The following is a 14763-nucleotide window of genomic DNA, read 5'->3' as shown; positions in this document are numbered from 1 at the left end:
AAACAACCATTATGCTGTTTGAGCTGCCAGATTTCGTTGTTTATCCCTAAAGAATAAACTGTATAACACTGGTACGACTCCTAACGTCAACACAGTACCTACTGCCATACCAAAAATCATTACTATAGCCATCGAATACCAGAACTCACCACCGGAAATCGCCAATGGAATTAGCCCAAGTATCGTGGTTAGTGTCGTCATAACGATAGGTCTAAATCGAGTCACGCACGCTTCGATAATCGCTTGCTTAACAGAAAGCCCCGCTTCTCTTTCTTGTTCAATACAGTCAATCAGTACAATACCATTGTTAATGATAATACCGGCTAAACTGAAGATGCCTAACATAGCTGGGAAAGTAAAATACGCATTCATAATCAACAGCCCCGCAGACGCCCCGATTAATGATAATGGGATGGTCATTAGAATGATCGCAGGTCTACGAATAGAGTTAAACTGAAGTAACAAGAGCAGCACCATCACGGCAAAACATTGTGGAAGGTATCCAAACAATGCGCCATTTGCTTTGCTCGCCCCTTTTAATTCACCACCTAGTAAGATTTTATATCCCGTTGGTAAATTGATATCTGCGATAGCTGGCTGAACCAGTTTGTTCAATTCGCTCGCCTGCAACGTGTCGTGCTTAACGCTGATTGTAACTGTTCGCTCTAAGTTGAAGCGTCGGATTACAGAGGGCTCGCTATGGGCTTCAATCTTCGCAAATTGTATTAGTGGTAGTGACGCTCCAGTACCGCTCGATACGATTTGAGCTGAAAACAGTTGTTCGATTTTCTTGTCTTCGTCTCCACCACTGACGATAACTGGAATAACGTCTTCATCGTTTCTAAAACTCGTAATTTCACGCCCTCGTAAGTAGCTGTCCAAGCTTTGTGCAATGTCTCTGCTCGATACACCAGCTCTGAGAGCAAGTGCTTGATCAATATTAACTACGAGTTTTGGAACATTGTTTTCCCAGTCATTTCGAACCCCGACAGCTCCAGGGATTTGACGAAGTTCTTTCTCAATCTGTCCTGCGATATGCTGCAGCGTTTGGATGTCTTCGCCAACGACTTGATACTCAACCAATCCAAGTTCTGTTCCGCCAAGCCACATTTGCTTCGCTTGACCACTGGCTTCGGGTAGATCGGTAATGAAGAATTGGTTGGTCTTTTCAACCATTTTTAGCGCGCTATCTGAATCACTAGTATTGACGACAATAAATGAACGATTCGGCTGTCGATCGATTGGTGATAACGCTAAGAAGAATCGTGGTCCGCCATCTCCAACGTACGCGACTGTGCTTGTTACGTCAGGGTTTTCATTTTTATCTAACAGCCAGCTGTTAAGTCGACCTGTTACCGCTTCTGTCTCACTGACTTTTGTTCCCGCAGGCAAGTCAACAAATACTAAGTACTGATTACGTTCAGAACCAGGCATAAACTGAACCGTGACGTATTTAAAGCCATAGATAGCTAGCGCGAATGTCGCCAGTACAACAACCACGAAGCTCAAGCGAAAGTTAAGTATGGTCGAAATGGCCTGTCGGTAACCAGAATGAAAGCGTGTTTCTTTTGGTTTTTTAGTAGTTGGCGCTTTGTCGCTCATAAACCATACACACATTACCGGTGTTGCAAATAAGCATAAGAACCAAGAACTCAGCAATGAAATTGTGATCACTTGAGAAAGCGAACGTAAATATTCGCCAGTAACGTCCTGTGCAAGTAACAATGGCATAAATGCGAGGATCGTTGTTAAAGAGGATGTCAACAAAGGAAGAGCCATAGTCTTTGATGCACTAATCGCAGCTTCTTTACGCTCAACACCTTCTGATATTTTTCTCTTTATGAATTCAGCGATTACGATCCCGTTATCGACTAATAAACCGAGCGCGATAATGATCGCAGCAATCGACATTCGTTGCAGCTCTACTCCCCAAAGAGTCATACCGATAACGGTCATCAAGATAGTTAAAGGGACGATGCTGCCGACGATTAAGCCCATTCGTAGCCCTAAGAAAACCATGACTACGGCAAGTACAACAGCGATAGTCTGCAATAAGTTACTCGTTGCTGAGCTTACTGCTACATCCACTTTTTCAGGTTGAAACGTTGCGAGCTCAAGGTTCATACCGACAGGTAAGCGGCCTTGTTCGACTGACAAAAAGCTTTCTATCTCTGCGCCAAATTGGTCACTCTGTGCTCCATCAACCATTGCAGCAGCAATAATGACTGCTCGGTTGTTGTTAAAGTAAACTGGGGTGTTAAATGGCTCTTCATAACCTCGATACACTTCAGCTAGATCACGTAGAAATACCGTGTTTCCAAGTTCACGAATGTAAAGGTCTAGGTTGAGGATATCTTCTACTGACTGGAAGTTACCAGTTGGCTCAATCTCAACTTCTAACGTACCAGCTTCGATCACTCCACCAGGTAAAACCACATTACGCGCTTGTAAAGTTTGAACAACTTGTTTGAACTGGAACTTTTCGTTTTCTAATGCGTCAGGTTTCGCCTTTATCCAGATTCGCTCTTCGTTAACACCGTAGAGTTCTACTTGTGATACCGACGGTGAACTATTTAGCCTGTCTTGGATTTTTTCAGCTACTTTATTAAGCTCGTTCTGGCTAAAACCTTCCCCATAAAGAGCAATCGTTGCCGAATATACTTGTCCAAACTCATCATTAACAAAAGGGCCCTGTGTACCTTCAGGTAGTTGAGAGCGCATAGCGTCCATTCGATTTCTTAAGTTGTCCCAAATTGGCTGCAAATCGAAATAGCGATCATCAACTGTCACATTTATCTGTGTCATGCCCGTTCGCGAGAACGACTTGATATCCGTTACTTCTGGGATCTGTTTAATTTCGCGCTCTAATGGCTTAGTAATGAAATTTTCAATACGCTCTGGCGACATACCAGGGAACTGTGCAACCACGACAGCATTGCGAATGAGAATCTCTGGGTCTTCTTTACTCGGAGCCCCCATAAAAGTCTTGTAGCCTATAAAGACCAACATGATTAGGAAGACTTGTGTAAAGCGATGATAATTTAACGCTAACTGAGTAAGCTTATGCATAAGTCGATTCCTTAAATACCAGCCCAAAGAGCCACTTTTTGCCCTTCGTACAGGTATGGGACTCCAGCTACAACAACTTTCTCGCCTTCATTAAGGTTGCTTAAAACCACCACTTCGCTGTTTATGTTACGTCTTACTTGGACATACCGTTTTTCAATCATCAGTTCGTCATTTACAATGAAAATAGCCGCATTTTCTTGCTCATTACGTGCGTCATAATCACTAAAGTTAAATGCAGTAAGCGGTAATAGAACCACTTGTTCGTGCTTTTGACCCACTTTGAATTCGACATTTGCAGTCATGCCGTTACGAAGTAGTTTGTCTGCACTATCTAGCATTAGCGTGACACTGTATGCGTTTCCTTTTTCAACCACAGCACCAATCTCACTCACTGAACTTGAAAGCACTAGTCCGTTTAATGCCGGTATAGAAACATTAATTTGTTCTCCAAAGTCTACTTCTTGGATGAGTGATTCAGGCACTAAGAAATCTACTTGGTAAGCATTTGAATTGATTAACTCTACGATGGTTGTACCAGAACTGGTTTTGGTAAACTCGTCAAGGAAGACCGCACTTACTTGACCAGAAAACGGCGCATATAAAGTAGCACGAGCAAGATTTAACGCAGCATTATTCACGTCCGTCATAGCGACATTTACTTGCTGGGCTTTAGCATCGAGATCCGCTTTGATAGTAAGAAGCTCAGAGTCTGATACGAAACCTTTGTCCTTCAGTTTACTCGCTCTCTCGTACTGATCTTTTGCTTGAAAATGGGCTGCGTTTGCTGAACCCAATGCAGCGTTAGCTTTATCTAGAGCAAGCTTAAAGTCTTCTTTATCAAGTTCAGCAATGAGTTCACCCTTCTCTACTCGCTGCCCTTTCTTTACATGGATGACTTCAACCGTCCCACTAACTTTGAAGCTAAGTGGTGAAGTTGTTGCACTTTTGACTTCACCACCAAACTCACGCGACTGCTGATGGTTTTCGAATTGCGCCTCAACAAACTTTACGCTTTTGATGGGAAGTTCAGATTCGACAGATTCGTTGTTGGTTCGATCGCCACACGCTGTTAAGAAAAATAACAAAGGCAGTATAATAAAACGTTTCACAGCAGAGATCTCTTTATGGCATTTCATACCATTATATACAAAACGGTGTTTTTTTAAAGTTCTTGTAAAACGGATTATATGAATTGCTTCTCAAAGTTTTGTAATTCATCCTCGGGATAGGCGTTGAGAAGGTGAATTAGACTAAAATAGAATTGTAACCAGTCAGGTATCTCGCTAACCTGTCAACATAATAAAAAAGAAGTAAAAGTCACTTTCGCTGCTAGGAGAATATTTATGAAATCAGAACATACCGAGCATGATGTGCTCTGCTGTCCATTGTGCGGTAGCGAAGAATATTTATTGTCTAGTAACGACAAATTACTTTGTGCTGAGTGTGGTTCTTTCTTTGAAGATATTAAATCTGTAGTTATAACGCAGCCCTGTGTTCCTCACATCTCTGCGTGTAACAAGGTAAGCTCTGCGTTATTGTTATCAATGCATTAAGAATCTAATACCGCTTCTAATTCTCTGAGGTTTTTTATTTTGGTTAATTCGAGTGAGTGGCTTTTATTGTTAAGTCCCGCTAGATGAATCGTCTTAACCCCAGCTCTCACCCCTGCCTCTAAGCCTTTCGGAGTGTCATCAATATAGATGCACTCTTGGAGCTTAAACCCCATATTCATTGCACTATAAAGAATCAAGTCAGGTTCAGGTTTCCAGCTGTTGGTATCAAATGCAGAGAAAATCTTGCCTTTGAAAAATGGCAACAGACCCGTTAGCTCTAAACACTTTTCAATCTTGTCGCTAGGACCATTAGAAGCGACACAGTACTCTACCCCCGACTCTGTCAGAAACTGCAAGGTTTCAAACACACCGTCCATAGGTTGTAGCTGGCGTTCAAAAAGAGAATCAAGAATGTTGCGATAAACGGGCTCCAACTTATCAATAGAGACATTGATACCAAGTCGGTGTTTGGTTGACGCTAATATGTCCGCTAGCTTCCCACCTTCAAAGTGACTTACCGCTTCTTCCATTGAAAGCGTAGCACCAAAGCGATTAAAGGTTTCGCACAATGCCTGGCAGCAAAGTTTCTCACTATCAACGAGTGTGCCGTCACAATCAAAGATTACACATTGAGCTTTTGTCTTTGTCATTGAAATTACCTTCTTATTTCGCTTTAAGAAATAATAGAAAAAAACATGGCAATTAAAATGATGGACTTAACAGTTTATTAGTTATATTAGCAATTAAGTTCAGAACTTTAGAGTACATCACCCTTTTTCATAGTGACGTTATTTTTCAATAATAATCTCTATATCACTTGTTAACTGAGGTCGTAGCTTAACGAGTAGTGATTGGGCAAAATCATCAGGTGATGTAAGTTGCTCACTATTTTTAATGGCGACGTCTGAGATAAGTAGTGTTTCTTCATGCTGAGTTACTATAGCTGCGGCAACAGGCTCACCTGAGCTAAACCCTAAATATAGAGAGCATGGTTCTGAGTAGATGATCTGGGTAAGAAACTCGACGATCATTTCTTGATCGACTTCATTCGTCCACTGAGACGACTGAATGAGCGCAAACATGACAGTCAGCCGATGGAAATCAACTAGAAAAATATCATCTGTATCGAACGCTAGGTCCGCTTTATTTGTGTCATTAAATGGGGCGTACTGCCGAGTAGCGACAGCTTGTTTATACAAGTCTAACCCCTTGAGGCTTTCCTTTGTCGGAAACTGCACATCAACTTGCTGATAGAGCCACGAATTTTTCACTTCGGCAATTTTCGGAATCAACATCGTTAGGGTTAAACCTGTTTTTGTACTATAAGTGATTGAAGCTTACTCGATAACACATTGAGGCCTCAAGTCTTTTAAAGAGTTATTCAGCAGACAGAGGCGAAAGCTGATATGCTACTGATGTTTTAGGTTATTCTAAATATTCTTAGCTAAGGATTAGTACCATGATTAAAAAATTAGCAGTGGCGGGTTTGCTAACCCTAGGGTTGACCGCATGTGATAGTGGAGAAGTTGGTGACGTTAGTCTTGGTCTATTCACAATGAAAGACATCAAACTCAACCACATGCAGGATCCAGTTGTGACTGGTGTTACCTGTCATGTTGCTTCTATTGAGGCTGATTTCAGTCTTGCTGACCCAAGTGATAGCTCTATTTCATGCCGTCAAACAGGTGAAATTACGCCTGAGATGATTGCGCAGATCGATAAATCTAACGATGGCGAAGTGGTCTTCAAGAAATCAAAAAGTATCTTCTTCAAGAGTATGAAAATTCGCCGTATTCTAGATGTTGAAAACCAAACGTTGATGTATTTGTCATATTCAACGAAAGAGACTTCAGGTAGCTTTAAGCACAGCCTCTCTACAGTGCCACTTTGGGGTACAAAAGCGTATGGCGCTTACCAAGGCGAAAAATAGGTTATTTAAGGGGCAAACAGTTAGTTTTGCCCCTTTTTTATGTAATAAATATGAAAGCAATCTTTCACATATGTGATATTATGCGGGAAAATTTCCAACTCCACTTTTAACATGAAGTTTCCCGGACAGCGCAAATCTAAGCACTACTTTCCAACTCACGCTCGTGATCCACTCATCAATCAAATGAAGCAAACACCAAAGCTATTTCGCCCTATTGTGGTCGGTGTTGGTCAGACTATTGTTGATATCGAAGCGCGCGTAGACGACGAGTTCCTCGAAAAATACGAACTGAGTAAGGGACACTCATTAGTTTTAGAAGAAAGCCAAGCGGATGCTCTTTATGAAGAGTTGGTTGAACGTGAATTAATCACACACCAATACCCAGGTGATACGATCGGTAATACGCTTCATAACTACTCTGTACTTGCAGACAGCAAATCAGTATTGCTTGGCGTTATGTCGCGTAACATCGAAGTTGGTTCTTTTGCCTACCGCTATCTATGTCGCACATCATCACGCATGAACTTAAACCACCTACAAATGGTCGAAGGTTCTATTGGTCGTTGCTACACGTTGATTTCTGAAAATGGTGAGCGCACCTTTGCCATTAACGAAGGGCATATGAACAAGCTTCGTCCAGATAGCATTCCTGAAGAAGTGTTCGATAAAGCTTCTGCGCTTGTCGTTTCTTCTTACTTGATGCGTGGTAAGCCTGAAGATCCTATGCCACAAGCGGTTGCTCGCGCTATCGAAATTGCGAAAGAGAAGAACGTTCCTGTTGTGTTAACGCTTGGTACTAAGTGGGTTATCGAAGGTAACGCGAAGTGGTGGCAAGATTACATCAAAGAAAACATCTCTATCGTCGCAATGAACGAGGAAGAAGGTGAAGCTCTTACTGGTGAGAAAGATCCGCTACTTGCAGCAGATAAAGCACTAGAATGGGTTGATGTTGTTCTTTGTACTGCAGGCCCTGTTGGTCTATACATGGCAGGTTATACAGATGAGTCTGTACAGCGAGAGACTGAGTTGCCATTGTTACCGGGTAACATTCCTGAATTCAACAAATATGAATTTAGCCGTGCAATGCGTCGTTCTGACTGTGCTAAACCCGTAAAAGTCTACTCTCACATTGGGCCTTATCTTGGCGGTCCACTAGAGATTAAGAATACAAATGGCGCTGGCGATGCGGCACTCTCTGCATTACTTCATGATATGGCAGCAAATAGCCATCACCAAATGAATGTACCTAACTCATCTAAGCATGATCAGCCGTACCTTACTTATTCATCACTATCGCAGATTTGTAAATACGCCAACCGCGTTAGTTATGAGGTCTTAACTCAGCATTCTCCTCGTCTGGCTCGCGCTCTTCCTGAACGTGAAGATAGCCTTGAAGAAGCGTACTGGGATAGATAATTACAAAGCCGCTATGGATATAGCGGCTTTTTTACATCTATTAACGACTACAAGGGTAATACTTTAACCCACCCTGATCGACCAAAATACAATCCATTCTCGCCGCATGTGCTGCCTTTAATCCCAGTTCGGTGTCTTCAAATACGACGCAGTTTTCCGGGAGGATATCTATTAGTTGTGCCGCTTTAAGAAAAGTGTCCGGATTCGGTTTGTGGTTTTCTACATCGGTTGCAGTTATCACTGCGTCTAGTCGTTCAATCAGGCCTGCATTGGTCAATAAACGCATAGCACTTTCGCGCTGACTCCCCGTACCTACCGCCAGTTTTTTATGACCATAGTAGTGGTTGAGTACTTCATTGGTACACTCAATTTTTTCACCATGCTCTTCTAATGCTGCAAATGCATCCATTTTAAAACGCGAAACTTCAAATGGCTCCAAATTCAATCCAAACTTAGAGTTCACTTCTGCGGCAATTTTATAGCTAGGCATTCCACCCAAACTATGTAGCCACTCTTGAGTAAATGGAAACCCAAAATGTTCTGCAGTTTTCTTCCAAGCAATAAGGTGTGCAGGCATGGTATCGATAAGTGTTCCGTCCATATCAAAGATAATACCTTGATATTTTTCTAAAATTTTAAACATGTAGGTCTTTTCCACGGTGGCTTGACTAGAAATGCTGGTTATAATTTACCTATAGTTGCTCAATTGATATATATGTTATTAGCAACTAACATCACTGTAACTACTAATAAATCGCTTACTTAACGGATTAAGGTAATCTCATGAATATCAAGAATAAACTGTATTCATTGGGTGTTGTAGCCATTTTTGGGGTTGCGGTAGTGCTTTTCACTACAACTCATTTTACCCAAACGACCTCTCAGCTCAATCACGCCAGCTTACTTGTTGCAAAGTTAGAAATTCGACTATTGAATTTACGTAGAAATGAGAAGGATTTCTTGCTCCGTAAGGACATGAAATATCTAGATAAGTTTAACAAGAACATGGATACCTTTCTTCAGCTTGAAGGCGAACTTTCGGGTATTCTACTTGATCACTCACTTCCCTCTAGCGCCCAACTAAAACGCGATATTCTCAACTATCAAGATGGTTTCAACAAACTTGTACGGGCCTATGAGCAGTTAGGGTTAAAACCAACCGACAAATTGTCCGGCCAATATCTTGCTGATTTGACCGCTATTAAGTCATCGCTATCAAGTGAGCAATTGGTCAAGTTATTTGAGTTTAACAAGCAGGTACTAGCGGGTAACTTCGCCTCAGAATATTTACCACCAAATGCCACCAACTTAACATCATCGGCTAAGGCTTATATTGAGCAAAACACTCGTATTGGCCTCAAGTACAATCAAGGGTTACTCGGTGACACGCGAGCTTTGTCTCACACGGTTGAAAAGCAGTTTAAAGAATTTGTCGCCACACTAGATGAACAAGCAATTGCAACCAAAGACCAACTTGCGTTTCTAAAGATGATTGTGACTACGATTGTCGTATTAGTGATCTTCGGATTCATCTTCCAGATTTCACGCTCAATTAACCTTCAAGTTGCCTCATTACTCGCTGCGATCCAAGAAATAGCACGGACCAATAACGTATCTCTTCGAGCCAACTTAACGCGCAACGATGAACTTTCAGAAATTGGTAGCTACTTTAATATGTTGCTAGATAAGTTTGAGCAGTTGATCTCAGGCACGCAAAACAAATCATCAAAATTGTCAGATAGCACATCAAGCATGCACCAAGAGTTGCAAAACGTGATGGAACAGTTTCACGTTCAAGCAAGCCACACCAATATGATGGCAACATCAGTGCAAGAAATGGTTTCTACCATAAACGAGATTTCAGAGAGTACCTCGGTTGCAGTAGAAGGTGTTCAACAAGCATCTGTTAATGCTCAGAATGGCCGTAAAGTCGTTGAAACAACAGTGAATAACATAGATCAACTCTCTTCGATTTTAGGTAGCAGCCAAGAATCCATTAATTCACTCAACAATCATGTAGACAAAATCGGTGATGCAGTAAATATCATTCAAGAGATTGCGGAACAAACAAACCTACTCGCTCTCAACGCGGCTATAGAAGCCGCTCGTGCGGGTGAGCAAGGCCGTGGCTTCGCTGTTGTTGCTGATGAGGTCCGTGCTTTGGCGAGTCGCACACATCAATCAACGGAAGAAATCACTAAGGTCGTAACTGCGATTCAAAGCCAAATGTCAGAGGTTGTTTCAAATATTGACCAATGTAATGTGCAAGGTGAACAAACACTTGAAGCCTCTCAAACACTCGATAGTAGCTTATCGCAGATCATTGATGATATGACCAATATTCAAGCAAATTCCGAACGTATTGCTTCAGCCATTGAAGAGCAAGGGATAGTTATGAATCAAGTTAGCGAGTCAATTACAGAATTAAACAGCATCTCAGAAGGCAATATGAGTTCAGCGCAACAATGTTTGACTGAAGTTGATGATATCGCTCTACAAGCAAATGATATGGATAGTGCCGTCGCTGAGTTTAAGACTTCCTAACCTACTCTGTTATCAAAGACAAGCCCGCGAAATGCGGGCTTTTTTTGTTGCTATTTTTCGGCGATAAAGTACAAGTCTTTCGCGTAAATGTTTCCTTTCGGGTTGTTCTTCGGCAGGCCTTTAAGTGCCGTCTTAACCAATCGAGTATGATTGTATTGGTATAGAGGAATGATTGGCGCCTGAGAAGATAGAACCGATTCTGCCTGAGCGTATAGCTTGCTACGTTCATCCGCGTTAGCCTCTAAAGCCGCCTTTGACATGAGCTCGTCAAACTCAGAATTACAGAAGCCACTCTCGTTTTCTGTGTGGTTACAAGTAAACGGGGTTAATACGGAGGAAGGTTCCGCGTAATCACCAAAAGCGTATGAACGCGCCATCTGATAATCACCTGTCGATTTTGCTGACAAGTACGCTTTCCATTCCATATTCTCAAGATTTACTTTTACGCCAAGGGGTTTCCACATAGAAGCAATCGCGACTGCAATCTTCTTATGGTTTTCACTGGTGTTATACGTCAAAGTGAACTCAAGTGGATTATCTTTATCATAGCCCGCTTTTTCTAATAGAACTTTCGCTTGCTCTATTCTCTCCTTCTGACTCAGTGGAGCGTAGCCAGGAAGTGGAGCTTGATAATCAGGGATAGTCGTTGGTACTGGCCCATACGCTTTGGGTTCGCCCTGCGCTGTTATACGCTCAACCAAAATATCACGGTCAACAGACATAGTTAACGCGTTTCGTACATCGGTATTGTCAAACGGTGCTTGCTTTGTATTGAAGGAATAAACGTAAGCGCCTAGGAGTGGTTGCGAGTTAATTTGCTCTGGATGATTTTTAAGGTAACGTTGATATTGTTCGAGCTGAACACGGTTGGTCATATCAATCTCACCAGCCTGATAACGCATTAATTCAGCATTTTGCGAACCCAGAGCTAGATAAGTGACCTTATTCAAAACAGTATTTGCGTCGTTCCAATAGCGGGGATTTCGCGTAACATCAACAAATTCATTCGCTACCCATTTACTTAGAATGTATGCACCATTTGTGGCGATGTTTTCAGGCTTGGTCCAGTTGTCACCGTGCTTTTCGATTACACTTTGTGGCAGTGGTGCAAATACAGGCATGCTCATTAAACTAATGAAATAAGGTGTTTTCTTTTCTAGTGTTACCTCAACAGTGCGGTCATTTAGCGCTTTGATTCCAAGTGAGTTAACAGGTTGATCACCAGACTGAATAGCAGCCGCATTCTTAATGTTTGCCGTGCTAAAGTAAAACGCATTATTACTGCCAATTGCTGGATCTATGGCACGCTTCCACGCATAGACAAATTCGCCTGCAGCCAGAGCCTTACCGTTTGACCACTTTAGACCTTCTCTTAAGTTAAACACATAAGTCAGGCCATCTGGGGATACACTCCAGCTTTCCGCCTGCCCTGGAACAGGCTTACCGAGACTATCTTCAACAACGAAACCTTCAAACATATCGATTGCAATCGGACCATCTGCCGAACCTGGGTTTACGAAAGTTGGGTCTACAGAGCTTGGTTCGACTTGGTTGCCGCGAACTAGATGTTGTTCGTCAGCAAGTGTGACATTAGAGGGTACTTGAGCAGCAAAAGTAGGTGCAGAAATGACACCCGCGATCATTAAAGCGAGAGTAGCTTTTTTCATTATTTGTATTTCCTATACAACGACGACCGTACCGTGGTCAAAATTAGAATACCCCGCTTATTTGCGGGGTATTAATATAATCATGTGTTTAATCCGAATGCAATCAGATAAATTGATAAACTAATCAGCTATCAATTTTCTCTTTTAACTGATCAATTACGTATGTTGGAGCAACTTTACCCAGTTCATCCAAACATTGTTGTGATTTTGGATGATCGTACCGAACATAAATGTCACACACAGCGTAAAGTTGTTCAGGTGCTCCCGAAATGAGATAAGCTTTTTCAAACGATTTGGTCGACTTATCGATGTCTAGCTCTTCTTGAAGTACACCGTTTAAATACCAGTAGTAACTGTTATTCATCGCCATATTTGCCGCAGTTTCTATCTCTTTAGCTGCGCCCTTATGTTTTTCTAGTCTTACTAACGTTAAAGATTTCGAGTAATGCAGTGCTGCACTGTTCGGGTTGTGTTTAATTGCTTCATCTAACGTTTCAATCGCTTTTTCATCCAAGTTTTGTGCGCGATAGTTATCCGCCAAACTCAACCATGCGACATCATTGTTTTTGTCATTTTCGAGTAATTGATTATAGATACGATCTGCTTTTGTCCACTCATTGTGCCAACGATGTACGTCAGCCAACAACAATCTTGATTCGTCGTCAGTTTTCGTATTTAGATGGCTAATCAGTTCTGCGACAGGTGCTTCAAGCTGTTCACGTTGCTCTGTACTTAGGTTGCTATAATCTCTGACTAAGTTGGTAGCCGCAGTTACTCGCACCATTTCTTCGTTGTCAGAAAGCAAAGGAGACACCATGCGCCAACGATGCTCAATACCGTATGGCTCCGCACCAATTGCTGCCGCCTGCCTGATTTCAGGATCACCATCTTTTAATGCCCTAGCTACAGCCACTAAAGCGTTTTGGCTAGGGTAATGAGACAAGGCCTTAAGTGCAGTCGCCCTTTCAGTCGCAGAAAGACGTGTATCTTGCGCTCGGTAAGCCAACTGTCCCGGCTGTATATTCGTTTCTGTTATTTTCGTAGACGCTATTTGTTCTGGTTTAAGCAACGCATCTTGTTCAATTTCCGCATGAGCCGAGATAGACCCAAGAGATCCCACAACAATTGCTAGAGTTAGAAATGTTTTATTGACCTTTTTCATCTTGAATCCACTTTACTTAAATGAGACTGAACGTTGTTTCACCAAATCTAATGCGACTTGGTCACTAAATCGTCCATGAGCGACAGGATTCCTCGTAGCACGCAAAATGTAAGCAATACTCTTATCAGCATGTGCAAAAAACTTTTTCCAACCAGCACACAAGTAGTTGAGTCCCGGCTCCCCTTGTTGGGTACGAATGAATCGATTTTTAGGGCACTCTCCAAAGCAAGCAAATTTGTATTCACACTGTTCACATTGAGATGTCAAAGTTCTAGATTTTGCAAAGCCAAATCTTTGCTGTTCAGCGCCATAAGCCATGTCATCTAGTTTTTGATGATGAATATTGCCGACTTTGTATTCTGGATAGACGTAATGGTCACAAGTGTACACATCTCCATTGGGTTCCATGGCTAGGCCCTTGCCGCATATCTCTCCCAATGTACATAAGGGGTTCTTTCTCCCCATCCACGCTTCAACACTTGCTTCGAAATACTGGACAAATACACGTCCAAGGTCATGTTTTACCCATTCATCAAATATCGCGATTAAAAAGTTACCCCATGCCTGGTCTGATACACACCAAGGCTCCATAATCGACTCTTTATGACCCGGAATAAGTCGTTTATCGCCCTGCTTTAGCTGTTCATTTGACTGCCATGTTTGAGGTGCTGTTGTTCTAAATGTTTTTTGTTCTACTATCGGAATAAACTGCATTTGCGGGGACTTAACCACGTCACGTAAGAAACGGTAGATCTCTAACGGGTTTTGACTGGTTAAGTTATTCACACAAGTCAAGGTAGCGAACTTAACGTTGTGCTTATGAAGTAATTCAACAGCATTCATCACTTGTTTAAATGTTCCACGGCCAGCTCGATTGGTTCGATACGCATTGTGTAAGAGCTCAGGACCATCGATGCTTAATCCAACTAAGAAGTTGTTTTCGCTTAAAAACTCGCACCATTCATCATTTAACAACGTCCCATTAGTTTGGAGGTCGTTAGAAATCGTCACATTCTCTGGTTTATATTTGGCTTGGAATTCTACGATCTTTTCGAAGTACGCTAATCCCAGCATTGTGGGTTCACCACCTTGCCAAGAAAAGATGATCTCTGGAGTATTCTGAGCTTCAATATATTGCTTAATATAGAGCTCTAGAACTGTTTCATCCATTTGCGGTGAGCAGCTTTTTTTATACTCAAGCAAGTCCTGTTTGCTAAGGTAGTAACAATATTTGCAATCGATATTACAAGCAGCACCAATTGGCTTTGCCATAACGTGTAAACGCTTTGATGCTTTGCCTTGAAACTGTGGACCTTGAGAAATGTGCATATTTCACCTTGAGCTTATTTCGACCCTTTGAGTCTACTTCAAGCCCCGCAGAGACTCATGTTATACCCGTTATAACCAATACTTATGTGTTTC

At 42.0% G+C, this 14763-nt stretch carries 11 protein-coding genes; 3 read left to right on the top strand and 8 right to left on the bottom strand.

Features of this window, described 5'->3' with window-relative positions; all coding sequences use genetic code 11:
* Window positions 1-9: 9 nt before the first annotated feature.
* The 4 genes from AAFX28_RS00325 to AAFX28_RS00310 all read right to left on the bottom strand — a co-directional run bounded on the left by AAFX28_RS00325 (window position 10) and on the right by AAFX28_RS00310 (window position 5917).
* On the bottom strand, window positions 10-3069 hold the full coding sequence (locus AAFX28_RS00325; RefSeq protein ID WP_408684600.1) for an efflux RND transporter permease subunit: 3060 nt from the start codon (window positions 3067-3069) through the stop codon (window positions 10-12).
* A gap of 11 nt (window positions 3070-3080) precedes the next feature.
* Window positions 3081-4178 carry an efflux RND transporter periplasmic adaptor subunit gene (locus AAFX28_RS00320; protein WP_408684598.1) on the bottom strand — a complete coding sequence of 366 codons (1098 nt, stop codon included), beginning with the start codon at window positions 4176-4178 and terminating at the stop codon, window positions 3081-3083.
* Between the two features lie 440 nt (window positions 4179-4618).
* Window positions 4619-5272, bottom strand: coding sequence for an HAD-IA family hydrolase (locus AAFX28_RS00315; protein ID WP_408684597.1), 654 nt, complete (start codon window positions 5270-5272; stop codon window positions 4619-4621).
* Between the two features lie 138 nt (window positions 5273-5410).
* Entirely contained in the window at window positions 5411-5917 is a 507-nt protein-coding gene (locus AAFX28_RS00310; RefSeq protein ID WP_408684595.1) for a flavodoxin, read from the bottom strand.
* A gap of 164 nt (window positions 5918-6081) precedes the next feature.
* Here AAFX28_RS00310 and AAFX28_RS00305 point away from each other — a divergent pair, with 164 nt between their 5' ends.
* Window positions 6082-6552, top strand: a complete 471-nt coding sequence (locus AAFX28_RS00305) for a CreA family protein (protein WP_408684593.1) — start codon at window positions 6082-6084, stop codon at window positions 6550-6552.
* Between the two features lie 111 nt (window positions 6553-6663).
* Window positions 6664-7968 carry an inosine/guanosine kinase gene (locus AAFX28_RS00300; protein WP_408684591.1) on the top strand — a complete coding sequence of 435 codons (1305 nt, stop codon included), beginning with the start codon at window positions 6664-6666 and terminating at the stop codon, window positions 7966-7968.
* Between the two features lie 40 nt (window positions 7969-8008).
* On the opposite strand, the gene AAFX28_RS00295 is transcribed toward AAFX28_RS00300, so the two are convergent.
* Complete coding sequence (locus tag AAFX28_RS00295; protein WP_408684589.1) at window positions 8009-8611, bottom strand: beta-phosphoglucomutase family hydrolase; 603 nt, start codon at window positions 8609-8611, stop codon at window positions 8009-8011.
* A gap of 140 nt (window positions 8612-8751) precedes the next feature.
* Here AAFX28_RS00295 and AAFX28_RS00290 point away from each other — a divergent pair, with 140 nt between their 5' ends.
* Entirely contained in the window at window positions 8752-10512 is a 1761-nt protein-coding gene (locus AAFX28_RS00290) for a methyl-accepting chemotaxis protein (RefSeq protein ID WP_408684587.1), read from the top strand.
* 50 nt (window positions 10513-10562) lie between these two features.
* Here the strand turns inward: AAFX28_RS00290 and AAFX28_RS00285 are convergent, their stop codons facing one another.
* The 3 genes from AAFX28_RS00285 to AAFX28_RS00275 form a co-directional block, all read right to left on the bottom strand.
* Window positions 10563-12179, bottom strand: coding sequence for a peptide ABC transporter substrate-binding protein (locus AAFX28_RS00285; protein ID WP_408684585.1), 1617 nt, complete (start codon window positions 12177-12179; stop codon window positions 10563-10565).
* A 124-nt stretch (window positions 12180-12303) separates the two neighbouring features.
* Window positions 12304-13341 carry a tetratricopeptide repeat protein gene (locus tag AAFX28_RS00280; protein WP_408684583.1) on the bottom strand — a complete coding sequence of 346 codons (1038 nt, stop codon included), beginning with the start codon at window positions 13339-13341 and terminating at the stop codon, window positions 12304-12306.
* A 12-nt stretch (window positions 13342-13353) separates the two neighbouring features.
* Window positions 13354-14670: an anaerobic sulfatase maturase gene (locus AAFX28_RS00275; RefSeq protein WP_408684582.1), complete on the bottom strand. Its 1317-nt coding sequence runs from the start codon at window positions 14668-14670 to the stop codon at window positions 13354-13356.
* Window positions 14671-14763 lie beyond the last annotated feature (93 nt).

It is taken from the genome of Vibrio sp. TBV020, from assembly GCF_046056895.1.
Taxonomy (GTDB): Bacteria; Pseudomonadota; Gammaproteobacteria; order Enterobacterales; family Vibrionaceae; genus Vibrio.
Note: the sequence above shows the minus strand (reverse complement) of the source record. Positions and strands in the feature narration are given on the sequence as shown.

Bases quoted from the DNA above. Each gene is read 5' to 3' on its own strand.
- AAFX28_RS00285 (WP_408684585.1), bottom strand. From the start codon at position 12,179: ATGAAAAAAGCTACTCTCGCTTTAATGATCGCGGGTGTCATTTCTGCA.
- AAFX28_RS00300 (WP_408684591.1), top strand. From the start codon at position 6,664: ATGAAGTTTCCCGGACAGCGCAAATCTAAGCACTACTTTCCAACTCAC.
- AAFX28_RS00295 (WP_408684589.1), bottom strand. From the start codon at position 8,611: ATGTTTAAAATTTTAGAAAAATATCAAGGTATTATCTTTGATATGGAC.
- AAFX28_RS00280 (WP_408684583.1), bottom strand. From the start codon at position 13,341: ATGAAAAAGGTCAATAAAACATTTCTAACTCTAGCAATTGTTGTGGGA.
- AAFX28_RS00310 (WP_408684595.1), bottom strand. From the start codon at position 5,917: ATGTTGATTCCGAAAATTGCCGAAGTGAAAAATTCGTGGCTCTATCAG.
- AAFX28_RS00275 (WP_408684582.1), bottom strand. From the start codon at position 14,670: ATGCACATTTCTCAAGGTCCACAGTTTCAAGGCAAAGCATCAAAGCGT.
- AAFX28_RS00325 (WP_408684600.1), bottom strand. From the start codon at position 3,069: ATGCATAAGCTTACTCAGTTAGCGTTAAATTATCATCGCTTTACACAA.
- AAFX28_RS00305 (WP_408684593.1), top strand. From the start codon at position 6,082: ATGATTAAAAAATTAGCAGTGGCGGGTTTGCTAACCCTAGGGTTGACC.
- AAFX28_RS00315 (WP_408684597.1), bottom strand. From the start codon at position 5,272: ATGACAAAGACAAAAGCTCAATGTGTAATCTTTGATTGTGACGGCACA.
- AAFX28_RS00290 (WP_408684587.1), top strand. From the start codon at position 8,752: ATGAATATCAAGAATAAACTGTATTCATTGGGTGTTGTAGCCATTTTT.